Here is a 24,425-nt window from a genome sequence, read left to right on the forward strand (position 1 = left end):
AAATATTTTTAAAGATTCTGGAGAATTGGTGCTTCTGTTTGCTATTTGTTAAAAAGTCATCAAAATCAGGAGAACCAAATTATGACTTCTAAAGGCAAAGCTGCTAAACCTACTTATGTTTTTCGTGCAAGTTGGGCGTTGCTACTGTTGGCTATCAACTTCTTGGTAGCGGCTTACTATTTCCACATCATTGACTAGTTAAATGAAGAGGCAGGGGGAACGGGGCAGGGTGCAGGGGGAAATGACCTCTTTCTCCTGTTATGGAGTAAAGGGAAATATGGGTTTGAATTAGCTAGAATTCCCATCTGAAATTATCCCCCTTGCACCCTGCGCCCTTCGCCCTTGCCTCTTTTCAAATCGTGCCTTTGAATAAACCTTTGGGACGAATGAGCAGCACCAAAATCATGATTAATAGGGCTATACCTTGTTTGTACTGTGAACCTAGCCAAGGGGTACTGACTTCTTGAACTATACCAATGATAAAAGCTGCTGCGATCGCACCATAGGGGTTGCCGATACCTCCCAAAATTACAGAAGCAAATAAGGGTAAAATCAAAAACCAGCCCATGTTGGGGCGAACAGCGGTAATCAAACCGTACATACTTCCACCCAAAGAAGTGAAAGTTCCCGCAATTACCCAAGTCCAGAGAACCACTCTATCAACGTTGATACCAGAGACTCTGGCTAAGTCTAAATCATCGGCAACGGCTCGCATCGCTTTACCAATTTTGGTATTTTGGAGCAAGTAATGTAACGACACAATTGCCAAAACTGCTAATCCCAGTACTAATATTTGATTTTGCGGTATTCTTAATTCCCCAATTTCTAAAGCGGGGGTGACAGGCAGATTATAGTTTTGGTTTTTACCTCCCCACACAAAAATAATCCCATTGCGGAGAAATAAAGCCAGTCCGATAGAAATAATGATCAGTGTTGTCGAACTAGCACGAATAGACCGCATCCTTGACCACAGCAATTTTTCGGACAGTAACATTGCTCCCACAGTTCCTACAGATGCTAGAATCATCGACAGCCAAATATTTAACCCCGTAGCATTTACGACCAGGGTCAGATAAGCTCCTAATGTGAGAAAATCACCGTGGGCAAAATTAGATAATCTTAAAATTCCATAGGTAAGAGTGAGTCCTACTGCGGCTAGAGCAATAATGCTGCCCACAGCAATCCCGTTGATAATTAATTGAACAAATTGTGCATCCATTGTTTTAAATTACTATGAAGAAATTTTTAAGACAGTACTTTCCTTCTGTAAAGTGTTTAATTAACCGTTACAATTGACACTATGCAGTTATGTTTTTCAATTTAAAAAAATTTGTCCGTTAATATACATAAAATCCAGTTCGCATCTTCTTGGCGGTCTAGTTGACCATGCAGCAATCTTCAAGCTTACCAGAACAGAACTCACAGATAAATGGAACGCCAACAGTTTTGACAACAATCCAGCAACTACAGGATAACTTGTGGTTAGAACGCAGGTTGAATCATTTACAGAGTCGTCTCAATGATTGCCTGCTTTCATCTGCTGAACCGATGCCACAGGCGACAATAACCGAATCAGAGATTTTTCAAACAGTGGTTGATGAACTCTACAACGCTTTAAATGCTAGTTGGGAAGAGTTGACGGAATGTACAGTAGGTATTGCCCAATGTCAACCACAAGAAATGGTTGGTAATATTTGCTATGTTTCTCATAGTTCTTCTACCCCCGGAATACCAATCCCAGAAATAAAACTCAAAGCCGGAAAAAAACTGCGGTTGAGATTAAAAGCTGCCATCAAATTAAAAGATTTGCAGCAAATGGAGAGACAAAAGCCTGCGCTTGCTTGGCGTTTAGTGGATGATTCTAGCAATGTGATGACATGGTTAGTTATTGCCACAACCAAGTCTAATCATGATATTGACACCATTGACTCATTGCCAACTCAACTGCGATCGCAATTAATCACTAGAACAGTCGGCTATTGTAATACAGCTTTGGCACAATTGAGGCAAATGCAGTCTTGGCAACAACATTGTCAACAGTTAGCTAACTTTAATCAGGAACTAGAACGCACCAATCTACTTAAAAACCAGTTTCTAGCCAATACCAGCCACGAAATCCGCACTCCTCTGAGTTCTATCATCGGATTCACACATTTGCTGCTGGCACAAGGTTACGAACCAGAGAAACAGCGTCACCAAGAATATTTACACATCATCCAATCCAGCGGTAAGCATTTGCTATGTCTGATTAATGATATTTTGGATCTTTCTAAAATCGAAGCCAATCAGCTAGAAGTGCAATGGGAAATGGTTGATGTGCCATCATTATGTCGTAATGTTTTAGCTTTGGTGAAAGAGAAAGCCGCTAATAAGGGTTTGAAACTGCGTCTGGAAATAGACGATGATGTCAAAACACTACTAGCAGACCCTTTGCGACTCAAACAAATGCTATTGAATTTACTCTTCAATGCCGTTAAATTTACAAATACTGGTAGTGTTGGTTTACGGGTAACTGCACAAGATTTATATTTACGTTTTACAATTTGGGATACTGGAATTGGCATATCTCCAGAAAACCAAGCTCTACTATTTCGTCCCTATAGTCAAATTATTAATCCCGGTGCTGAAAGCAATGAAGGTACTGGTTTGGGGTTAGTAGTGACTCAGCGGCTTGTAGAAATTCACGGTGGTTCTTTAGAGTTGGAATCAGAAGTAAATCGCGGTTCCTATTTCACAATTTCCCTTCCCTTCCAGCCAATGGGAAAAGTTTTGGAAGCGATAGAAGTCAATGCAGAAAAGGATTTAGAAATTAGTAAAGAAACAAGTAATTATTCTGGTTCTCTCTCTGATTCTATTATCCCTGTCAGTATCTCACCAAAAATCTTGTTGGTAGAAGACGATGTAGGTAATGCAGAATTAATAAAAATTTATCTAGGTAGATTGGGTTATCAGGTAACTTGTGTCCAAAATTCAGAACAAATGTGGGCAACTCTCCCACAGCTACAACCAGCAGTAATTTTAATGGATGTGAGTCTACCAGATGGCAATGGGTTGAATTTGGTGCAACAACTGCGAGACAAACAGCAGTATCAGCAAATACCAATAATTGCTCAAACAGCAATGGCCATGAAAGGAGATAGAGAAACCTGTCTAGCTGCTGGTGTCAATGACTATATTTCTAAACCTATAGATTTACAACTTTTAGCCAGTCTGATGGCAAAGTATTGTCAATTAAGAGATGAGGATGCGAAGAAGTTAAACTCAAAATAGAGCTTCTAGTCTAAACGGCAGAAACAACAAAATCAACTTTCATGACTGTAACTACCTATAAATGGACAGTTCAACGCTATCACCGGGCAATAGCAGCAGGTATTTTTGATGACCAGCCTATAGAATTATTGCGCGGCGACCTCATCCTTATGCCTCCAGAAAGAGAACCACACGCTTACTACAACACAGAAGCCGCAGATTATATCCGTACTCTCCTTGGTGGAAGGGCAAAAATCCGCGATGCCAAACCCATCACTCTACCCAATGACTCAGAACCCGCACCAGATATTGCCATAGTCAAACCTTTAGATGAAGTCTATTTAGAACACCATCCTTATCCTCAAGATATCTTCTGGATCATTGAATTTTCTAAAGCTACTCTCAGCAAAGACCTAGGTGAAAAAAAAGATATCTACGCAGAAGCAGGTATTGCTGAATATTGGGTAGCCAATCTCAAGACTCCGCAATTGCAAGTATTTCGAGACTTAAAAAATAGACAATATTCAACAGAACTGATCATCACTACAGGCACTATTGCCCCCTTAGCCTTTCCGAACGTATTTGTTCAAGTGCAACGCCTGATAGGTAGATAAAAAATCTACTAAGAGACTTCCAATTAAAAAAATATCCTAATATTTCTTGTGGTGCGGGCCGAAAAGCCCGCTAATAATACAAGGACGGGCAAGATGCCCATCCCACAAGATTGGATCATCTTTTTGTGTAGTTCTCTAAGAGAATGTTTGAATTACTCCAAAATTCATAATTATCTTTATCCACCCCTAAAATAGTAGTTGTCAGGTGCTATCAGGTTTTGGCAGGATTGGGAAATGATGATGACAGAAAAATTGGAGCAGTTAAAAGCTTTATTTGCAGAAATGGAGCAGGCGCTGATTGCCTACTCTGGGGGCGTTGATAGCACATTGGTTGCTAAAGTTGCTTATGATGTGCTGGGCGATCGCGCTTTGGCTGTAACGGCTGTTTCTCCTTCGCTGTTACCAGAAGAGTTGGCAGACGCGGAAGCCCAAGCTGCAACCATTGGAATTGCCCATAAAATCGTCCAAACTCACGAAATGGAAAATCCCAATTACACATCTAACCCTGTTAACCGCTGCTATTTTTGCAAAAGTGAACTGCACGATACACTCAAACCTTTGGCATTAGAGTTAGGCTATCCCTATGTGGTAGATGGGGTAAACGCCGATGATTTACACGATTATCGCCCCGGAATTCAGGCAGCTAAAGAAAGAGGTGCGCGATCGCCTTTAGCAGAAATTGGCATCACTAAAGCCGAAGTCCGTCAATTTTCTCAACAACTCGGTTTACCTTGGTGGGATAAACCAGCCCAGCCTTGTCTGAGTTCTCGCTTTCCCTATGGTGAAGAAATTACCATAGCCAAATTACAGCGAGTCGGCAGAGCAGAAATTTATTTACGCAATCTCGGTTGGGACAATTTGCGGGTACGTTCTCAAGAAGACACCGCACGCATTGAATTATCTCCAGAACAAATTAAAAAATTTGTCTTAACCACAGACTTACCCTCTTTAGTGATTGCATTTCAGAACTTGGGATTTATTTACGTCACCTTAGATTTAGAAGGTTATCGCAGCGGCAAATTGAATCAGGTTTTAAATCGAGAAACTGTGAGTAATAAATCCTAACTGGAGAATTATCAATAAAGTATTGCTATTTACAGCAGATTGCAGGTAAAAGAGACTTACGTGAGCATACTTGAACCATCAGTACAAATCACTCGATAGCTTGCGTAGCATGGCCATAGGGTACAAATTTTCACCACAAAGCTATGCTAAAAAAGACTCTTACTCCTCAATCCTGCTCTAATTACCTCAATTCAGGCTTTGAGCAACCCTAAACTCTATTCGCTGTAGAGCAGCTTGCCATACATCATATCCTTCCAGTGTCAAATGCACCCCATCTGTTGTTAAGTCTGAACGTAAATTACCCTCAAAATCTGTAAACCAATTGTGGATATTCAGATAATTTGCCCCTTCCTGTTTAGCAATCAAGGCTATTTGAGCATTGAGATGACGAATACGCTTGTTAGGAATTATAGTCCGGCGAATCGGCAAAATTGATTGCACCATAATCTGACTTTTTGGGTGAGTTTGGCGTAAACTGCGAATAATCTGGCGGTGATTACGCAAAATAGAAACATCACTAGCACCTCTAAGTAAATCATTGATCCCAACCATCAAATAAATCACCTCTGGACGCGTTGTCGAGAATGCTCCCACTCTTCTCAATACACCCTCAGACCGATCTCCAGATATGCCTTGATTTAGCCATAATTTACCAGAAGGCAGCTTTTCTTTAGGAAACCACAAACTCAGAGAATCGCCCACCAATATACTCAAACGATTTGAACCCTGACCTTGGGAAATAGCCCTAGCTTCCATAACTAATAAGCTTTTCCAATCTTGATAACTGAGTTTATACTGTTTAGCTGACTTCCACGAGGATGATAAATCGTCATCATCCACGCGTGTATAAATCTGACCAGTTTTTAGTGACGCTAATCTTAGGTAGTACAGTTGACTTCCAGATAAAAAAGTTTGTTTGGTTTTTTGGGAACTGAAGTTGAGTGATGTCTTTATGGGTGTTGGCAAAATATAGTTAGTGAATTCTGCTAACAAGATGTCAAGACTGGGGGCAACTTTCTCACCTGCTTCTCCCTGCGAATTCTCAGATATGGATACAGCTTGGCTACTGAATTCTGGTAAAGATATACTTTTTTCACGTACTTGTCGCTGCGAACGCCTCGGTGTGGAAGTAGCTTGACCGCTAAATTCTGGTAAAGAAATGTCAACATTGTTGATAACTTTTCTGCTTACTTGTGACTGTGAATCTGGTGTTAAATCTTCCAGAAAAGCTGTATTCTCTGGTAATATACTCGACATCTTTGGGAGAGCCGATGTTGGTACTGTCAATCCTGTTAACAAGCTTGCTGCCAACAGATAAGGTTCCTTCATCGTTTTTTCTGTCCTTGTAAATACTCACTACTTTTCCTTATGACAGCCTGTTCTGGCTGAATTCAGGAAAATTTTACTTTCCTTTCGTTTGTATCAATATCCCCCGTGGGGATGTAATTATGTAATTTTTAGTATAAAAAATAACCAAGTATTGAATAGATTGAATTTTGATGATTATTTACAACTTAGTTAAAATTTTTTCAAAATTAGAATAACGTCATTTAAAGTGCTAAGATTTATGCGAAGTCATTAATGTTTCCTTTTATTCCGTGGCTAGAGCTAGTACCGCAATTGGTGTCAGTCCAATCATTAAAGAGATTGTGCAAAAACAGGCACATTCTACACGTCTAACCTTAAAAGAGGTTATTCTCATGGGGATGTTAGCAATTGACAAATTGGATGATCAAGGTCGTCAAGAGTTAGCAGATCAAGTCCATCAAATGCAGGTTAATGGTGATATATGAATCTGTCTTGAGGAGTCTAAATTCTAAAATCTTCAAGTGCAACAACATTGACTGCAATTGAGATGACAGTAAAACCACGACAACTCAAGCATGGACTCTCTGCTAAATCCATAGCAGCATCCCATTGAATAAACCTCTTTCAGTTCCAGAGATATCTCTCGGCATTGTTGAATCTCAGCAATATAATCCGTTGTTTTAGAACCTGCTCAGGTATCTAGAACTAGATATCCGTCAAAAGTTACAAACTGAATAAAGAACTCAAGAAAACCCAAAGGATAACTTACTGGATGGGGTTTCTTACGCCTATTTACAGGGCGTAAATAAGCACTATTTAACTCAGTGTTGGCAATTTTTAGCAAATTCGGCGAAATTGCTACCTGGTTATCCTTCAGGAGTTTTTCCAAAATTTCATGTCCAACTGGACAAATATTAGCTTTATAGCCATTTTTGAGTAAAATTTGCCTACTCTGGCTATAAGGCTTCCAAATTTTTTTGTTATCTGTTTTAAGATGTGGTTTCAATACTTGTCGGTTAGGCTCAAAAAATAAAATTACGTAGGTTAGGTTGTTCGCTTTCTTCGTTGCGAAGCTATGAAACTAGGACTTACGCATTAACAAAATCTATCAAATATTTAGATTATAAATTTTATATCTTGTAGGGTGAGCCGAACCCGATAATTTAGCACCCAACAGATTTTCTCTATCTGACGCACCACACTAACTATGCGATTTCAAAAGCCTGAAACTAGGCAGTTTCGATCATACATATCATGTGAAGTTTGTATAGTGTGTAATTCCTATATAGCCTTTCCCACTCTAGTTAGATACAAAATTACCCCTCCCCAACCCTCCCCTTGGTAAGGGGAGGGTGCGCGACAGCGCGGGTGGGGTGTATTTCATGACCTTGGGAATTCCTATATTTGTATTTTTATACAAAAAATTATAATTCTTTAGCAAATTTAATTTTTACTGGCGTATCTAAATAATAAGGGATAAAAGTTTAGCCACTTTTATCCCCAAGAATGCATATTAAATTTAAAAACTTGATTTATCTGTAAGATGCCATTTCTGCTTCCAACTGACGAACAAGATTTTCATCACCTTTTAATTTGGCTACTTCCAAGCGATGTTCTAAGGTTTTTTGAATATTCTCTCTGTGGGCTTCTTCTGTTTTTCTGGCTACTTGCACTCGATTACTACTCATAGGGATGACTCCTTTAAGTTTATGTCTATGTTTTGTATTCATAACATAGCATAAATTTTGTAGCTGTTGTTACAGAAATAAATTAAATATTGTATACTGGATAATATCACCTAGAGTACCAGAGGCTCTATAAATTTAGCCATCGGTAGTTCCTCCACTATAACGTAGAGACGAGAATCCCTAACCATGGAACGTCTTCTACAAGGTTTCTAAAAAACGCATATTTAATTTTCACCCCTGTCTTTAAAGAATAATTAAATTTATATAGCCTTTCCCACTCTAGTTAGATACAAAATTACCCCTCCCCAACCCTCCCTTGGTAAGGGGAGGGTGCGCGACAGCGCGGGTGGGGTGTATTTCATGAGCTTGGGAATTGCTATATTTTTCTAAAATTATCTGGTGAATAAACAATAGGAATTTTTAATTGGACTTCTGTACCTTCTCCAGAAGTAGAACTACAGCTTATTTGACCATGATGTTCTTCAACAATAATTTTGTAGCTAATGGATAATCCTAAACCAGTACCTTGTCCTACTGGCTTAGTTGTAAAAAATGGGTCAAAAATTCTCTGTTGATTTTCTAGTGGTATCCCAATTCCATTATCAGCAATGCAAATTAAGACATAATTATTTTTGATAAATTTAGTAGTAATGGATATTTTAGGATTTATGTGTGATGGGGTTATTTCCAAAAAATCAATAGCATTGGAAATAATATTTAATAGAACCTGATTAATTTTGGCAGTATAACATTCTATTAATGGTAGCAATTTATCATATTCTTTGATAATTTCTATATTGGGTTGATTTAATTTATAACTCAATCTGTTTTGAAGAATAATTAGAATATTATCAATGCTCTCATGTATATCAATTTTCTTAAGTTCAGCTTCATTTAAGCGAGAAAAACTTCTTAAAGAAAGTACAATTTGTTGAATACGGATTGTACCATTTTTCATTGATTTTAGTAGTTCTGGTAAATCTGATTGCAGAAAATCTAGATCAATGAGTTGGATAAATTCATCTATTTCTGGTATTGGTTCTAAGTAATATTTCTGGTAAAGTTCTATCAATTCTAATAGTTCTGAAATATATTTATGAGCGTGATTAATATTAGGTGAAATAAAATTAATAGGATTATTAATTTCATGAGCTATTCCCGCAACCAGTTGTCCCAAACTGGACATTTTTTCTTTTTGGATAAGTTGAAGTTGGGTTGTTTCTAATTGCTTTAAAGTTTCTGCCATTTGAGTATCGCTGTCTGTTAGTTTTTTTAAACTCTGTGAAAGCAAGATAAAGAAATTAGTTAATGCCATTACTAACCCAGTAATCTGAATAATCTGTAACCTATGCGCTCTTTGATTAGCTATATTTTGATATTCTGTAGTTAGATCATTCATTAAATTTAATAATTTGATATTATTTTCACTAGAATAAATTACAGCTTCTGTTAATACGGGGGGTGAAATTTGCGTTCCAGATAAAATTATAGGGGTTATTTTTACTCTATACATATTCCAGATTGCTTGGGCTTGAGTAACTAGTTCTTTAGATTTTTCTTCTTCTAGTTTTTTAATAAAAACAGGTTTTTCATCACTACCAGTGACAATTTTCCCTGAAGAAAATCCAGTTAAAGTTTCATCAAATTTATTAAAGGCTTTTATTAATTCTTCTTTTGTGGCTGCGGTGGGAAGGTTTAATGTTTGTGCAACCTGCAATTGTAATAGAGTTTTGGCAATTCTCTGTGATAACATTCTCTGACGACCTGCCAAATTAATAATTACAGCATCTTCTTGTAGTTGGGAAGATATAATGAAATTAGGTATAAGAACACCTATGTCGAAGCTCAAAAATAAAGTAGAAGAAAGTAAAATAATACGATATTTACTTAGCCACAGATTGTACTGGGGCAAATATTGATTGAATTTTTTCATCATTGTTTGTATATGATTATCATCATGATTTGTAGATGATTCAGTTACGCTTCAGATTGACAATTTTTCTGCACAAAAAAATAAAGCTGTTGCTTTATTACTTTACATATTTTTTTATATTTTTTTTGGGTACTAGTAAAAAATAATAGCAGATTCTTAGTCAAAAATACTGGAGTATGTTTTATTTTAACAATCTTTTAATTTTTTAACGTGATGATTGTGATGGACGATTTTATAGCCCAGATTCCACAGGTATTAAAGCAATTTTAATAATTATTAATTTGAGAAACATCAATCATTGAAAGATTTTCTCGTAATTATTTCAAATCTTTAAAAAAAATTAATGCTTCACTTCTGCAAAATGTGGGGTACAGAATATTTGATGGTGGTTGGGTTGATGAGATTTTGGTAAATCTGCATAAATCATATAGAATGGCTATAGAAGCTTATTAACAATATCATCTATTATGTAATATGACTACACAAACAATGTCTGCACCAGAAGTATATCAAGGCCAGTTTGGCAATTTTACAATTACAAAGAGCGATCGCACAAGTGTGATCATCTATCGTACAGGTTTAATGGTCGCTGCTGTGAGTTTTGCGATCGGTAGCGGGTTAGTTTTATTCTCTCCTCAACCTGTGGCAATTCCAGCAATTACCCCACTCTACACCTGTTTTAGTCTTGCACTGGGTGTCAGTTTGCTAACCATCCATATTTATATGGCATCTCTGCACCGCATTTTACAGCTTTTCTGGATAATTGGCAGCATTTCCGCATTTCTTTTTGGACATTTTGATAGCCAACCTTTTGCGATTACTGTTTATAACGAACCTCTGACTTTATTCGGAGTTGGTTTTACTTTTGCAGCATTAACAGGGATCTTTTTCAAAGAAGGTTTTTGCTTCAATCGTTTAGAAACTAAAATTTTAACACCCCTTGTACCTCTACTTTTATTAGGACATTTAACAGGAATTTTATCAACTCAAGCAGAACAGATTTTATTAGGAATTTGGGCAATTTGCTTTCTAGTATTTGCATTGCGAAAAACAGTACAGGCTATTCCCGCAGATATTGGGGATAAATCTGTATTTGATTATTTGAAAAATCAACGATTAGCAAAAGTTTAACTGTCTTTTCACGGTTTTATTTGTATTTAAAAATAAGCGATAAAAGTGGTTGAGCAATAAAAATCCTACGAAATGAGGGGGAAAACTTGAGAGGAGAAAGTGCATACTGGTTAGCTTGGTCACAAATCTCTGGTGTTGGGCCAGTATTACTGCAAAGATTACAACAACATTTTGGGAATTTAGAAACAGCTTGGAAAGCAAATTCCAGTGATTTAAGAACAGTAGAAGGTTTTGGATTTCAAACATTAGAAAAAGTTGTCCAACAGAGAACCCGTTTAAATCCTCAACAACTACTTACCCAACACCAACAAGCAAACCCTCACTTCTGGACACCAGCAGACACAGAATATCCCCAACTGCTGCGAGAAATACCCAGTCCACCTCCATTATTGTACTATCGCGGTGAAGTTGATTTACAAGAAAATTCGGGACAAAAACCCTTAGTAGGAATTGTGGGAACTCGTCAACCTACAGAATATGGAATTAAATGGACTCGTCAAATTAGTACCGCTTTAGCAAAAAATGGTTTTACTGTTGTTTCGGGAATGGCCGAAGGAATAGATACAGAAAGTCATTCAGCAGCAATGAAAGCTGGAGGAAGAACAATAGCGGTTGTGGGAACTGGTGTAGATGTTATTTATCCCCATAAAAATCGAGATTTATATAAAGAGATTTTGAATTCTGGAATAGTAATTAGTGAATATCCATCCAAAACTGCACCTAACCGCACCCATTTTCCGAGAAGAAATCGCATTATTGCTGGTTTAAGTCGTGCAGTATTGGTTATGGAAGCACCGATAAAGTCTGGTGCATTAATTACAGCTACCTATGCGAATGAATTTTGTAGAGATGTTTATGCTTTACCGGGAAGAGTTGATGATCAACCATCACAAGGTTGTTTAAAATTAATTAGTCAAGGTGCTGGTATTATTAATCAGCAATTAAGTGAATTATTAACAATGTTGGGAGCAATTCCCAAAATAGATGTAGAGATACCATTAGTTAAATCTGCTCCTTTACCTAATTTATCAGCAGAATTACAACAGGTAATGGATACTCTATCTACTGATGCTTTATCTTTTGATTATATTGTGCAGAAAACAGGTATGAATGCTGGTTTAGTTTCTAGTTCTTTATTGCAGTTAGAACTCATGGGTTTAGTTACCCAACTTCCCGGAATGCGATATCAAAGATGTTGAGACAAGGTTTGCAAAATCATGAAATTTACTCAAATAATGATTCTACATCTCTATAGCCACTAGCAATCTGAGTAATACTAATTTTTTCTTGAACATCACCGATTTAGTCTAAACTTCAAATGATTGGGATCATAATATAAATTCATATCACTAGCGTAAAGATTTTATAGCAATTCCCAAGCTCATGAAATACACCCCACCCGCGCTGTCGCGCACCCTCCACTTACCAAGGGTTGGGGAATAACTGGCCACGGCTAGTTGTAAGGCGATAGATTGATTGTTAAGCTGGGTCGGTTCAGCTAGAAAAGGTTTTAAATCGGAAATAGTGAGCGATCGCAACAATTCCATCATCTCACACAGGAATCTAAGAGGATTCCTATATCTTAAATTTTTACTTGGCTTTTGGAATTGTTCAAAATTCTTTTCAGGGAAGTTTCTTTAACCAGCATGACAGCTTGGTTTATCTCTAACCACAAACGTTCTCTTTGGGCTGCTTCTGGCCAATCTTCTAAAACTTTCTCTACTGGTAGCAAAAATAAATTAACTCGATAAGTATTACCACCTTTTTGATATTTGTAAGCGCCCAGTTTCTCAGCGTTCACTTGACCAATCACTCCCGCTTCTTCCCAGGCTTCTTTTGCAGCTGAATCATGTGGACTCATTCCCTTGCAAATTCCTCCTTTGGGAATTACCCAATTTTGACTGTTACGTGTGGTGATCAATAAAACTTCAATTTTTCCATCTTTTATCCGATATGGAATGACTCCTGATTGTTGCAAAATTTTGGTGTTTTTTTGGGCCATTCGAGTAGCTTCCTATAAATCAACCTTTATATCTTAGTTATTGCGATCGCAATTGGGTAATAGTCGCGTTTGTAAATTGCACCATGATACCTCCAGTCCCCGCAGTCATCATTTTGACAAAACCTGTAAATTCTCTCCCTTTCTGTACCCTACCCTCCTGCTACCTCTCAGGTCTAAAGTCACCCTCATTTCCCGCCTACCGGCTATAGTCTCGGCAGCAAAAAAAGAAAAAATTATCAATTTCTGAATTTTTAACTCCCAAGTACTTGACAATTAGAAAAAAAAAGGCAACAATAATAAAGTTGCAAAGAACAAGGGACTGTAGTTCAATTGGTTAGAGCACCGCCCTGTCACGGCGGAAGTTGCGGGTTCGAGCCCCGTCAGTCCCGTTAAAAAGTGGTAAGTTACAGATAAGGGGCGTATTGCAATACGCCCCTAATTGTTTTTTTGTGTGAAAGAGAGAATTAACTGTGAGTGTTAGAGTTCGTATTGCTCCGAGTCCAACTGGAAACCTACATATTGGTACAGCCAGAACTGCTGTATTCAATTATTTATTCGCCCGTCACCACGGTGGGAAGTTTATCCTGAGAATTGAAGATACAGATTTAGAGCGATCGCGCCCCGAATACACCGACAATATCCTCAGTGGACTACGCTGGCTGGGATTGAACTGGGATGAAGGGCCATTTTTCCAATCTCAACGCCTACATCTTTACAGAGAAGCAGTACAAAAACTGCTAGATCAAGGATTAGCTTATCGTTGCTACACCACATCTGAAGAACTAGATGCGTTGCGAGAAAGACAAAAAGCTAGAAACGAAGCTCCCCGCTACGATAACCGTCACCGTAACCTCACCCCAGAACAACGCACAGCTTTTGAAGCCGAAGGACGTTCCGCTGTAATTCGTTTCAAAATTGACGACGGCCGGGAAATAGTCTGGAATGACTTAGTAAGAGGCCAAATGTCTTGGCGTGGAAGTGATTTGGGTGGTGATATGGTCATCGCTCGTGCTTCTGCTGAAGGGATTGGTCAACCACTGTATAACTTTGTCGTCGTTGTCGATGATATTGATATGCAAATTACTCATGTCATTCGTGGAGAAGACCACATAGCCAACACCGCTAAACAAATTCTGTTGTATGAAGCTTTAGGTGCAAAAATACCTGAATTTGCCCATACACCACTAATTTTGAATCAAGAAGGACGCAAACTTTCCAAGCGGGATGGAGTAACTTCTATTTCTGACTTTGAGAAAATGGGTTTTACCGCTGAAGGTCTGGTCAATTATATGACCTTGCTGGGTTGGTCAGCCCCAGATTCAACCCAAGAAATTTTTACCTTGGAAGCAGCTGCTAAAGAGTTTACCTTTGAGCGTGTTAATAAAGCCGGGGCTAAATTCGACTGGGATAAATTGGATTGGTTGAATAGTCAATATGTCCATCATATGCCAGTAGATCAACTCACAGATTTGCTCATACCTGTCTGGGAAACTGCTGGATATACATTTTCGGGTGGTAGAGAGCGTCCTTGGTTAGAGCAGCTAGTAAGTTTAATTGCTGCTAGTCTGACTCGCTTGGTGGATGCTGTAGCCATGAGCAAAATGTTCTTTACAGATGGGGTAGAATTAACCGAAGAAGGTTCTGCCCAACTCCAGCAAGAAGGGGTAAAAGCGACACTGCAAGGTATTATTACAGCTTTAGAAAATCAATCAGAACTGTCAGCAGATAGCGCTCAAGAAATAATTAAACAAGTGGTGAAAGAGCAAAAAGTCAAAAAAGGCTTAGTTATGCGATCGCTCAGAGCCGCCCTAACAGGAGATGTACATGGCCCTGACCTTATCCAATCATGGCTATTACTAAATCAAATCGGTTTAGATAAACCTCGGTTAAATCAAGCAATTAATTAGGTAATGGGTAATTAATAATTGGTAATTGGTAATTGGTAATGGGTAATTGGGAAAGAATAATTTATCTTTCCCTTGCCCCTCTGCCCCCTGCCCTGCCCTCTGCCCCCTCTGCTCCCCTGCTCCCCTGCTCCCCTTCTCCCCTGGGAACTTGGTATGTAAAATCTATGTCTTAAAAATTACTTAGAAATGAATGTAATGCAATGCCTAAAAAAGTGGTTAATATAAGAATCAAATTATCATTGATGATAGTTACGCTCTTCATCACACCGATTATTGATAATATTGCTAATGCTCAAGAAGCACCACCAATTTTTGGAGATATCACCATCAAACCCAAATTTTCACCCGATCCTTTGAAAGTGCGGGGGATGAGTGGTGGTTCAGTGAAGGCAAGCGAAGTGGGTGGGAAAGAAACCCCCACAGGCCCTTGCGCTGGGTTTGTAGATCAAGCACCAGATCACACACTGAAATTAATAAGTAAATTCGATTACCTAAAAGTGGAAGTAGAAAGTCCAGCGGACACCACGATGATTATTAAAGGCCCTGGTGGTGTTTGGTGCAATGATGATTTTAATGGTAAAAATCCTGGCATTGTGGGTGAGTGGTTGAAAGGAACTTACCAAATTTGGGTCGGTTCCTACGAAAAAGGAAAATATTTACCCTACACTTTAAAAATTACAGAAGTTAAGTAGGTCAACGGATTTTGGATTTGTTTCATCCACAAGGAACGGAGTTTTGTCCAGATACATAGCTTCTGGAGCAGGAGTACCAAAAATCTAAAATCTGCTTTTTGAAGTCTAAACCTATAACTGTTAAAGGTTTCACTCGTTTTGAGGATAAGAGAAGGACGGGGAAAAAACTCACCTTGTCTCGACAATCCTGTATTTGTATTAAAATGAGAATTAAGTTAACTTTAATTAAGATTTTTGATAAGCGTGACGGATCTGCCATGGGGACTTAATAGCCTTTTGGTTATCCCCAAACGGTGATCAGACATCCAATTAAACAAAATGGATTTATAAACATCCGTTACACAGCAGCGTTACCAAGCCAGGAAAAATGAAAGATCGAACTTGACAACTTGATACTTTTGAAACTGGGTATTTGGTGAACAAAGCTAATTAGTCGTATTGGCATCTAGAGGTAAATTAAAAGATGAAATTCTCTTGGAAAGTGGTAGCACTCTGGTCAGTGCTTGCTTTGGTAATTGGCTTTTTCTTCTGGCAAGGGGCTTTTGCAAATGTTCCTACGGATACAAGTAAGAATGCGGCTAATACTCGCATGACTTATGGTCGCTTTCTTGAATACTTAGATGCAGACCGCGTGACCAATGTGGATCTTTACGACGGTGGTAGAACCGCGATTATCGAAGCTAATGACCAAGATATCGAAAACCGCATTCAACGTTGGCGAGTAGATTTACCTATTAATGCTCCTGAGTTAATTAACAAACTCAAAGAACACAAAGTCAGTTTTGACGCTCATCCTATGCGTAATGATGGCGCAATCTGGGGATTGTTGGGTAATCTTGTATTCCCAGTATTATTGATTACTGGTTTGTTCTTTTTGTTCCGTCGCTCTAACAACCTCCCTGGTGGTCCCGGACAAGCGATGAATTTCGGTAAATCCCGCGCTCGTTTCCAAATGGAAGCAAAAACTGGGGTAAAATTTGATGATGTTGCTGGGATTGAGGAAGCGAAAGAAGAACTGCAAGAAGTTGTGACTTTCCTCAAACAGCCAGAAAGATTTACTGCTGTTGGCGCTCGGATTCCCAAGGGTGTACTGTTAATTGGCCCTCCTGGTACTGGTAAGACTTTACTAGCAAAAGCGATCGCAGGTGAAGCTGGTGTACCATTCTTTTCTATATCTGGTTCTGAGTTTGTAGAAATGTTTGTGGGTGTGGGTGCTTCCCGTGTCCGCGACTTGTTCAAGAAAGCTAAAGACAATGCTCCTTGTATCATCTTTATTGATGAAATCGACGCTGTAGGCCGTCAACGGGGTGCAGGTATCGGTGGTGGAAATGATGAAAGAGAACAAACTCTCAACCAGCTATTAACCGAAATGGATGGTTTTGAAGGTAATACTGGCATTATTATTATTGCTGCTACCAACCGTCCTGATGTATTGGATTCGGCGTTGTTGCGTCCCGGTCGTTTTGACAGACAGGTAACTGTTGATGCACCCGACATTAAAGGACGTTTAGAAGTTCTAGAAGTCCACGCACGGAACAAAAAATTAGATAAGAGTGTATCCTTGGAAGCGATCGCACGTCGTACTCCTGGATTCACCGGTGCAGATTTAGCTAACCTCCTCAACGAAGCCGCAATTCTCACCGCTAGAAGACGCAAAGAAGGCATTACCCTTCTAGAAATTGATGATGCAGTGGATAGGGTAGTTGCAGGTATGGAAGGCACTCCCTTGGTAGACAGCAAGAGTAAACGCTTGATTGCTTACCATGAAATCGGACACGCGTTGGTGGGTACTTTATTAAAAGACCATGACCCAGTACAAAAAGTTACCCTGATTCCTAGAGGACAAGCACAGGGTTTAACCTGGTTTATGCCTAACGAAGAACAAGGTTTAATTTCTCGTTCTCAACTCAAAGCCAGAATTACAGGCGCTTTGGGTGGACGTGCAGCCGAAGAAGTCATCTTTGGCCCAGCAGAAGTTACTACTGGTGCAGGTGGAGACTTACAACAGTTGTCAGGAATGGCAAGACAAATGGTAACACGGTTTGGGATGTCTGATTTAGGCCCCCTTTCACTGGAAAGCCAACAAGGAGAAGTATTCCTGGGACGTGACTGGACAACACGTTCTGAGTATTCTGATTCTATTGCTGCTCGTATTGATGCTCAAGTCAGAGCGATCGCAGAAGAGTGTTACGAGAACGCTAAGAAAATTATCCGTGAACATCGCAGTGTCACAGATCGTTTAGTGGATCTGTTGATTGAAAAAGAAACCATTGACGGTGAAGAGTTCCGTCAAATTGTCGCTGAGTACACTGTTGTACCCGATAAGTCACAGTTTGTACCGCAACTGTAATTTTTAATCTATAAATTTTGTGAGTGGGTATGGTTAATTTGACCATATCCATTTTTTTGTGTATGAATTTATCTCACGCAGAGTCGCAGAGAGAAAGTTGTAGCTTGGGTTGTTCGCTTTCTTCGTTGCGAAGCAATGGAACGTATCCCTGCGGGACACTGCGTGAACACGAAGTGTGCCGGAGGCATAACCCAATATTTACAGGCATTTGTTGGGTTTCACTATCGCACCCTACGGGATCTTGCTACAACCCAACCTAAAAAAATTCTTAACCTCGTATTGTTAGGTATTACCCTAGCATGGGGAACAGGGTTGAAAGTCTTTTGGTATAGGGTTTTATTCTTAGATTGTGTACCTCATTTAGTTACAACCTGGTGTAAACACTAATATTCGTAGAATTTTTTAAAAAACACAGTGATTTCCCGTAAAACAGCAAGTAACTATTGGAGGAATAAAAAAGCTCAGGCTATGCAAAACACTGAATGAATGGGCTTTCTATATTTCGTTATTATTTTGTGAACTATTTGAGGAAATCAGTAAAATGTCCCAAATGAACGGCACAATGATGCAATATTTCCACTGGTATATCGACCCCGATTTAATCCTGTGGAATGATGTAAAAAACAAAGCTCAAGAAATAGCTAATGCAGGTTTTACCGCTTTGTGGCTACCACCAGCCTATAAAGGAATGTCGGGCGGTTATGATGTGGGATATGGCGTATATGATATGTACGACTTGGGCGAATTTAATCAAAAAGGGACAACTCGCACCAAATATGGCGATCGCACACAGTATCTAGATGCCATTAAAACAATTCAGCAACATGGGTTACAAGTCTATGCAGATACTGTCCTCAATCACAGAATGGGAGGAGATGGAAAAGAAGTAGTTAAAGCTACTCCATTCTCACAAGACGATCGTCTAAATCCTAAAGGTTGGCAACGGGATATCAATGCTTACACCCATTTCACCTTTCCTGGTCGTCAAGGTAAACATTCTGACTTCCAATGGCATTGGTGGCACTTTGATGCTGTAGATTACGATGATTATAGTAAAGAGCGAAATACTATCTATTTGTTAGATGGTAAAAGATTTGATGATTATGTGGCTTTAGAAAAAGGTAACTTTGCTTACCTCATGGGATGTGATCTGGACTTTCAAAACCAGAAAGTCAGAGACGAGGTAACTCACTGGGGTGAATGGTATCTTGAGACTACGGGAGTTAATGGTTTCCGTATTGATGCCGTAAAACATATTTCTGCTTGGTTCTTTCCCCAATGGTTGGATCACCTCAAGGGATATGCTGGCAAAGATTTATTTATGGTGGGTGAATATTGGTATAACGACATCAACACACTGCATTGGTATCTGAATGCTGTTGGGGGCAAAATGTCCTTGTTTGATGTTCCCCTACACTACAATTTCCACTATGCCAGTAAAGCTGGTGGTAACTATGATATGCGACGCATTCTTGATGGGACATTAATGCAGCAACGCCCAACTCATGCTGTTACTTTTGTTGAAAACCACGATTCCCAACCATTACAGGCTTTAGAAGCACCTGTTGAACCTTGGTTTAAACCCTTGGCTTATGCCCTGATTCTCCTGCGTGCAGAAGGCTATCCTTGTGTATTTTATGGTGACTATTATGGTGCAGAATATGAAGATTGGGGAAAAGACGGCAACCGATACAAGATTTTTCTGCCTTCTCACCGTTGGTTAATTGACAAATTCCTCTATGCCCGTCAGAATTTTGCCTATGGTTCACAGTATGACTACTTTGATCACCCGAATGTGATTGGGTGGACAAGACTAGGAGATGGAGAACACCCCAAAGCTTTGGCTGTAATTATGAGTGATGGATCTGGTGGTAGTAAATGGATGGAAGTTGGTAAACCTAACACCAAGTTTTACGATCTGACAGAACATATTAAGCAGCCAGTTTATACTAATGAATGGGGTTGGGCTGAGTTTCATTGTCAAGGTGGCTCAGTTTCGGTCTGGATTCAAGAATAATCATTGAGATAAGGGATAAGCTATGGATAATAGCAATACTTTGGATTTGGTGACTGGGGGATTAGCGATCGCTATTTTGGTAGGTGGAATGTTGATGATGTTCACTACTATCTTCAGCACTAAGAAATAATTTAATTCTTTTCACCCAGAAAAACTGGGTGATCTATCACCTAGAATAGATTGTAGCAGTTTTCGGTTGAGTGAGATACAAGAACCCCACCCCCAACCCCCTCATCGCTTGCGGGGAGGGGGCTATGATGTATTTCATTCCAGTGCATACCGCTTTAGTATTTATGTATCCTCATCCCAATATTCCTACTCAAGAGCAAGCTTTGAAATTTTTCTTGGTTTGCGTTGATTTGAGTAATTTACTATTGACAATAGAGTTAGTTAGATTAGATGCAAGAACAAATCAAATCTACATTTTGGCAAGTAAAGACATCGAAATATTGATTTACCCTAACGGTTACGTGAGGATATTATGACAAATATTCACTTTACTAGCATGAACAGAGAACAACTTCGGGAATATGTCAAAACACATCCAGAAGACCAAGCTGCTTTTTACACATATATGGATAGACTACAAACAGAACCAGGAATTGATATAAGTTCTATAGAGCAGTTCGACCAAGTAATTGAAGAAAAGCTAGAGAGTATTGATATTAAAGATGCTGAGAATGTCCTCAAAGAAGCTTTACAAGTTGGTTTCACATCTTTAGAAGAATTGAAAAAGAGGTTAGGATAGTGACCTACCACGTACAAATAGCACCTGCAACTGTAGAACAAATTACAAAATTGGATTCTGAACTTCAGCAACAAGTTGTCATGAAGCTAGAAGAATTAGCGTTAAACCCACTTCTAGCTGAAGCACAAAAGTTAAAAAGCCAAGAGAACTTGTATGTAATTCGTTTGGGTAAGTATCGTATTGTTTATCAACTGCAAAACGAACTTGGTCAGGTTATGGTACTAAAAGTTGCTTAAATAAAACCATACATTTTCAAGCAAGCCATCGTAGTAACAGACTCTTAACAGGATTGACAAATTCCCGTTTTTCAGACGTTGCGCGAGCAAATTCCCGTTTTAACTGGTAGTACCATTGTGCTTGCATATCTGAATCTTTAATTAATCGTAGAACTGGATCATATTTGAGTCCAATTTGCTGTTTTTCTACTACTGTTCGGTCTTGGTCGAGAAATTTTCGTGCTAATACATGAATCAAAGGTTTGAATATATTTAACCAAGTAGGCATTCCATAAAGGACAAAAGTTACCTCTGTTTCTGTATCAGAAATTGGTGTAACCGCTGTCAAATTACAAAGTCGATGTTTACCAAAGGTTATCTCTTCTATTCTCACACCTGGTAAACGAAAAGAAATTTCTACTTCGGGAATACCACCACCGACTAACCAATATAATCGGCTCATATTCTCCATATTGTCTGACAACTTATGTCGTCGGACTGTAAACCCGTAAGGTGAAGGATCAAATTGTTTGACTTCTTCATGCAATTCCCCGCTTCTCCACCACCATACCCGATGTACATAAGGAGAATGAGCAGGGTCCATTAAACCTGTCACCGCATGATCAATAAAACAAGGAAATCTCATCACCTCAACTAGTTGAGGGAGTTGTTCAGCAAAACCTGGAACTACTGGAACATCCATTTCTGAAGCGCTGGGTTGAGATTTATCCCCATCTGTCATGTATATCCAAATATTGCCTTGAGTCTCATGAATTGGATATGATTGCACATCGAAGCGGCTCAAGTCCGTATCCTGCTCTGGCAATAAAGATGGAATTGAGACACAATGTCCAGCAGGATCAAAACGCCAACCGTGGTAACAGCATTCTACTTCTTGTCCATTGAATCGACCACAACTCAAGGGTACAGCGCGATGAGGGCAAATATCCCTCACAGCAGAAACCTGACCATCTTGGCTTCTAATCAGTAGTACTGGTTCTCCCAAGAAAATCCGAGCCACCATTTTACCTGGTTTCAGGAGATAACTAGGTAGTGCATAGTACCAAAGATTACGTAATAAAAGGTTGTTGTTATCTATCACAATATAACTAATCTATAACTAAAGGCCCTATATCCTCATCCGGTTCAGTTACTGAACTGTATTGCAATATATCCGACAATAGTGATAGACAACAAGTATTCTTTGCAAATAAAACTAATTGCTGGTGCAAGCTTCACATTGTTCTCAATGCGATCGCTCTTAGAAGTTCCCCTGACTTAGTACTAACTATACATCTATATGCTTATAAGCTTAAATAAAGCCAGCAGCGGGATTTGAACTCGCGACCTTCCGATTACAAGTCGGATGCACTACCACTGTGCTATGCTGGCGGACTGGCTAGTACTTTTTAAGCACCCACCGATTACATATCATATCACAATTCTGAGATTTGTCTAGTGGTGATGACTAAAAAAATTATTTCCTTAGTCATAGCTAAATTTTCAGTCTAAATAGGACTTACGGATGAGTTACGGAATAACGTTCGCATAGCGCATACCGCAGAGGACACGGAGGAATAAGAGTTTAGGAGAGTTTTTGCGTAAGTCCTACTAAAGATAGTTGTATAGAGAAGAAATCTGTGAATGAGTCGAAAAATACTCATAAAGTATCATTGATTAAAAAAGCTAATTCTAATTGTGTAACTTAAGGTAATAATATTTGGTACAGTTTTAAGACTGTATTCCTTTTGACGCGTCTGGGTGAAGGAACAGAAAAACATTATTGTTCTTTAAAAGATCACAAGCATGGCAGAATTGATCGGACGAGATTTATTAGGTCTGGCGGATCTTAATTCCACAGAACTGCAAGAACTTCTGCAATTGGCAACTCAACTCAAGTCACAAAAGTTACAGTTGCAGTGTAATAAAGTTCTGGGGTTATTATTCTCCAAAGCCTCAACTCGCACACGAGTTAGTTTTACGGTAGCTATGTACCAACTGGGTGGACAGGTAATTGATCTTAATCCCAATGTAACTCAAGTGAGTCGTGGGGAGCCTCTTCAGGATACGGCAAGGGTGTTAGATCGTTATTTGGATATTTTTGCAATTCGTACTTTCGCCCAGAAAGATTTGGAAACTTTTGCCAGCTATGCCAAAAGTCCTGTAATTAATGCGCTAACAGATTTAGAACACCCCTGCCAGATTTTAGCCGATTTATTGACCATTCAAGAATGTTTTGGTGATTTATCTGGTCTAACTTTGACTTACGTGGGTGATGGGAATAATGTCGCTAATTCCCTTATGCTGGGTTGTGCTTTGGTGGGAATGAATGTGCGGGTGGCTTTTCCTTCGGGATATGCTCCAGATGCCAAAATTGTAGAAAAAGCTAGGGCAATAGCTGATAATAAAACTGAAGTTGTTCTCACCCATGACCCAGAAGCAGCAGCTAAAGGTGCATCTGTACTTTACACTGATGTTTGGGCAAGTATGGGACAAGAGGCAGAAGCTGATAATCGGTTTCCTATTTTCCAGCCTTATCAAATTTCTCAAGAATTATTGAGTCTTGCAGATCCAGCCGCTATTGTTCTACACTGTTTACCAGCACATCGAGGTGAAGAAATTACCGAAGAAGTAATCGAAGGTTCTCAATCAAAGGTTTGGGATCAGGCAGAAAATAGATTACACGCTCAAAAAGCTCTACTAGCCAGTATTTTAGGGGCTAAATGACAGGTAAAAGCTAAAAAATTGCAAGTAAATAGGCAAAAGTAAAGTCAGTCATTTCTCTTTTGCCTTTTAAATTTTTAAGTTTTATCTTGTTAAGGGAAGATTTTTGTAGTACTAATGTTCTAGGGACATTTATAATTACTTCCCAACAAAAATTATGGAAAGACTAACAGAAGCTCAACAAGAATTATACGAATGGTTGACAGAATATATCAGAATGAATGAGCATTCGCCTTCTATTCGTCAAATGATGCAAGGAATGAACTTGAAATCACCTGCACCGATTCAAAGCCGTTTAGAGCATTTACGCAACAAGGGATATATCGAGTGGAAGGAAGGTAAGGCGCGAACTATTCGGGTTTTGCGTCCTGTGAAGCTAGGTGTGCCAATTTTGGGGACTATTGCTGCTGGTGGTTTAATTGAACCTTTTACGGATGCTGTAGAGCATTTAGACTTGGCTAATTTATCTTTACCTCCCCAAAGTTATGCTTTGCGGGTGACTGGAGATAGCATGATTGATGATTTAATTGCTGATGGGGATGTGGTGTTTTTGCGTCCGGTAGCAGAACCAAATCAGTTAAAAAATGGCACTATTGTGGCTGCTAGAGTTGAAGGACACGGTACAACTTTAAAACGTTTTTATCGTCATGATGATCTTGTGACTCTCAAACCAGCAAATTCTAAGTATAAACCGATGGAAATACCTGCGATGCAAGTACAAGTGCAAGGTTCTCTGATTGGTATTTGGCGAAACTATAACTGAAAAATGGTAATGGGTGATG

Annotated in this window: 24 protein-coding genes and 2 tRNA genes; 17 read left to right on the forward strand and 9 right to left on the reverse strand. The window is 39.1% G+C overall.

Annotated features, from left to right (window positions below; all coding sequences use genetic code 11):
• Positions 1 to 81: 81 nt before the first annotated feature.
• Positions 82 to 198 (forward strand): photosystem I protein PsaX, encoded by a 117-nt coding sequence (locus ACOWPH_RS18145; protein ID WP_015216781.1) that lies wholly within the window; start codon positions 82 to 84, stop codon positions 196 to 198.
• Between the two features lie 154 nt (positions 199 to 352).
• Here the strand turns inward: ACOWPH_RS18145 and ACOWPH_RS18150 are convergent, their stop codons facing one another.
• Complete coding sequence (locus tag ACOWPH_RS18150) at positions 353 to 1,219, reverse strand: branched-chain amino acid ABC transporter permease (RefSeq protein ID WP_015216782.1); 867 nt, start codon at positions 1,217 to 1,219, stop codon at positions 353 to 355.
• A gap of 167 nt (positions 1,220 to 1,386) precedes the next feature.
• Here ACOWPH_RS18150 and hrmK point away from each other — a divergent pair, with 167 nt between their 5' ends.
• From hrmK to larE, 3 genes are all read left to right on the forward strand, one after another.
• Positions 1,387 to 3,270 carry a hybrid histidine kinase/response regulator HrmK gene (gene hrmK / locus ACOWPH_RS18155; protein ID WP_015216783.1) on the forward strand — a complete coding sequence of 628 codons (1,884 nt, stop codon included), beginning with the start codon at positions 1,387 to 1,389 and terminating at the stop codon, positions 3,268 to 3,270.
• 41 nt (positions 3,271 to 3,311) lie between these two features.
• Positions 3,312 to 3,863, forward strand: coding sequence for a Uma2 family endonuclease (locus ACOWPH_RS18160; protein ID WP_015216784.1), 552 nt, complete (start codon positions 3,312 to 3,314; stop codon positions 3,861 to 3,863).
• Between the two features lie 234 nt (positions 3,864 to 4,097).
• Positions 4,098 to 4,928, forward strand: a complete 831-nt coding sequence (gene larE, locus ACOWPH_RS18165; RefSeq protein WP_015216785.1) for an ATP-dependent sacrificial sulfur transferase LarE — start codon at positions 4,098 to 4,100, stop codon at positions 4,926 to 4,928.
• 186 nt (positions 4,929 to 5,114) lie between these two features.
• Here the strand turns inward: larE and ACOWPH_RS18170 are convergent, their stop codons facing one another.
• Positions 5,115 to 6,257 (reverse strand): SGNH/GDSL hydrolase family protein, encoded by a 1,143-nt coding sequence (locus ACOWPH_RS18170; RefSeq protein ID WP_015216786.1) that lies wholly within the window; start codon positions 6,255 to 6,257, stop codon positions 5,115 to 5,117.
• A 269-nt stretch (positions 6,258 to 6,526) separates the two neighbouring features.
• Here ACOWPH_RS18170 and ACOWPH_RS18175 point away from each other — a divergent pair, with 269 nt between their 5' ends.
• On the forward strand, positions 6,527 to 6,721 hold the full coding sequence (locus tag ACOWPH_RS18175) for a hypothetical protein (protein WP_015216787.1): 195 nt from the start codon (positions 6,527 to 6,529) through the stop codon (positions 6,719 to 6,721).
• A gap of 206 nt (positions 6,722 to 6,927) precedes the next feature.
• Here ACOWPH_RS18175 and ACOWPH_RS18180 read toward each other — a convergent pair whose 3' ends face one another.
• The 3 genes from ACOWPH_RS18180 to ACOWPH_RS18190 form a co-directional block, all read right to left on the reverse strand.
• Positions 6,928 to 7,242, reverse strand: a complete 315-nt coding sequence (locus tag ACOWPH_RS18180; protein WP_052334537.1) for a site-specific DNA-methyltransferase — start codon at positions 7,240 to 7,242, stop codon at positions 6,928 to 6,930.
• A gap of 526 nt (positions 7,243 to 7,768) precedes the next feature.
• Positions 7,769 to 7,924, reverse strand: coding sequence for a hypothetical protein (locus ACOWPH_RS18185; RefSeq protein WP_015216788.1), 156 nt, complete (start codon positions 7,922 to 7,924; stop codon positions 7,769 to 7,771).
• Between the two features lie 376 nt (positions 7,925 to 8,300).
• Positions 8,301 to 9,860 (reverse strand): ATP-binding protein, encoded by a 1,560-nt coding sequence (locus tag ACOWPH_RS18190; RefSeq protein ID WP_015216789.1) that lies wholly within the window; start codon positions 9,858 to 9,860, stop codon positions 8,301 to 8,303.
• Positions 9,861 to 10,331: 471 nt separating this feature from the next.
• On the opposite strand from ACOWPH_RS18190, the gene ACOWPH_RS18195 reads away from it, so the two are divergent.
• Both ACOWPH_RS18195 and dprA read left to right on the forward strand, forming a co-directional pair.
• Positions 10,332 to 10,988: a DUF2301 domain-containing membrane protein gene (locus ACOWPH_RS18195; protein ID WP_015216790.1), complete on the forward strand. Its 657-nt coding sequence runs from the start codon at positions 10,332 to 10,334 to the stop codon at positions 10,986 to 10,988.
• 86 nt (positions 10,989 to 11,074) lie between these two features.
• Positions 11,075 to 12,187 (forward strand): DNA-processing protein DprA, encoded by a 1,113-nt coding sequence (dprA, locus tag ACOWPH_RS18200; protein ID WP_015216791.1) that lies wholly within the window; start codon positions 11,075 to 11,077, stop codon positions 12,185 to 12,187.
• A gap of 150 nt (positions 12,188 to 12,337) precedes the next feature.
• Here the strand turns inward: dprA and ACOWPH_RS18205 are convergent, their stop codons facing one another.
• Positions 12,338 to 12,538 carry a hypothetical protein gene (locus ACOWPH_RS18205; RefSeq protein ID WP_015216792.1) on the reverse strand — a complete coding sequence of 67 codons (201 nt, stop codon included), beginning with the start codon at positions 12,536 to 12,538 and terminating at the stop codon, positions 12,338 to 12,340.
• A gap of 32 nt (positions 12,539 to 12,570) precedes the next feature.
• On the reverse strand, positions 12,571 to 12,990 hold the full coding sequence (locus ACOWPH_RS18210; RefSeq protein WP_015216793.1) for an NUDIX hydrolase: 420 nt from the start codon (positions 12,988 to 12,990) through the stop codon (positions 12,571 to 12,573).
• Between the two features lie 315 nt (positions 12,991 to 13,305).
• Here ACOWPH_RS18210 and ACOWPH_RS18215 point away from each other — a divergent pair.
• From ACOWPH_RS18215 to ACOWPH_RS18250, 8 genes are all read left to right on the forward strand, one after another.
• Positions 13,306 to 13,379, forward strand: a tRNA-Asp gene (locus ACOWPH_RS18215).
• An 81-nt stretch (positions 13,380 to 13,460) separates the two neighbouring features.
• Positions 13,461 to 14,897, forward strand: a complete 1,437-nt coding sequence (gltX, locus tag ACOWPH_RS18220) for a glutamate--tRNA ligase (RefSeq protein ID WP_015216794.1) — start codon at positions 13,461 to 13,463, stop codon at positions 14,895 to 14,897.
• A 200-nt stretch (positions 14,898 to 15,097) separates the two neighbouring features.
• Positions 15,098 to 15,589: a hypothetical protein gene (locus ACOWPH_RS18225; RefSeq protein WP_015216795.1), complete on the forward strand. Its 492-nt coding sequence runs from the start codon at positions 15,098 to 15,100 to the stop codon at positions 15,587 to 15,589.
• Between the two features lie 463 nt (positions 15,590 to 16,052).
• Positions 16,053 to 17,939, forward strand: a complete 1,887-nt coding sequence (gene ftsH2, locus ACOWPH_RS18230) for an ATP-dependent zinc metalloprotease FtsH2 (RefSeq protein WP_015216796.1) — start codon at positions 16,053 to 16,055, stop codon at positions 17,937 to 17,939.
• Positions 17,940 to 18,480: 541 nt separating this feature from the next.
• Complete coding sequence (locus tag ACOWPH_RS18235; protein WP_015216798.1) at positions 18,481 to 19,956, forward strand: alpha-amylase; 1,476 nt, start codon at positions 18,481 to 18,483, stop codon at positions 19,954 to 19,956.
• 254 nt (positions 19,957 to 20,210) lie between these two features.
• Positions 20,211 to 20,441: a DUF6888 family protein gene (locus tag ACOWPH_RS18240; RefSeq protein ID WP_015216800.1), complete on the forward strand. Its 231-nt coding sequence runs from the start codon at positions 20,211 to 20,213 to the stop codon at positions 20,439 to 20,441.
• Positions 20,438 to 20,704, forward strand: coding sequence for a DUF6887 family protein (locus tag ACOWPH_RS18245; protein WP_015216801.1), 267 nt, complete (start codon positions 20,438 to 20,440; stop codon positions 20,702 to 20,704). Before ACOWPH_RS18240 ends, ACOWPH_RS18245 begins: the two co-directional genes overlap by 4 nt.
• Positions 20,704 to 20,940, forward strand: a complete 237-nt coding sequence (locus ACOWPH_RS18250) for a type II toxin-antitoxin system RelE family toxin (RefSeq protein ID WP_015216802.1) — start codon at positions 20,704 to 20,706, stop codon at positions 20,938 to 20,940. The genes ACOWPH_RS18245 and ACOWPH_RS18250 overlap by 1 nt, the downstream gene beginning before the upstream one ends.
• 16 nt (positions 20,941 to 20,956) lie before the next feature.
• Here the strand turns inward: ACOWPH_RS18250 and ACOWPH_RS18255 are convergent, their stop codons facing one another.
• Positions 20,957 to 22,021, reverse strand: coding sequence for an aromatic ring-hydroxylating oxygenase subunit alpha (locus tag ACOWPH_RS18255; RefSeq protein ID WP_015216803.1), 1,065 nt, complete (start codon positions 22,019 to 22,021; stop codon positions 20,957 to 20,959).
• A 218-nt stretch (positions 22,022 to 22,239) separates the two neighbouring features.
• Positions 22,240 to 22,311, reverse strand: a tRNA-Thr gene (locus ACOWPH_RS18260).
• Positions 22,312 to 22,725: 414 nt separating this feature from the next.
• Between ACOWPH_RS18260 and argF the strand changes: the two genes are divergently transcribed.
• Positions 22,726 to 23,646 carry an ornithine carbamoyltransferase gene (gene argF, locus ACOWPH_RS18265; protein WP_015216804.1) on the forward strand — a complete coding sequence of 307 codons (921 nt, stop codon included), beginning with the start codon at positions 22,726 to 22,728 and terminating at the stop codon, positions 23,644 to 23,646.
• 154 nt (positions 23,647 to 23,800) lie between these two features.
• The gene (gene lexA, locus ACOWPH_RS18270; RefSeq protein ID WP_015216805.1) at positions 23,801 to 24,406 is read left to right on the forward strand and encodes a transcriptional repressor LexA; all 606 of its coding nucleotides are present in this window, start codon (positions 23,801 to 23,803) and stop codon (positions 24,404 to 24,406) included.
• The last annotated feature ends 19 nt before the right edge of the window (positions 24,407 to 24,425 follow it).

The organism is Anabaena sp. PCC 7938, assembly GCF_049315035.1.
GTDB classification, from domain to species: domain Bacteria; phylum Cyanobacteriota; class Cyanobacteriia; order Cyanobacteriales; family Nostocaceae; genus Anabaena; species Anabaena cylindrica.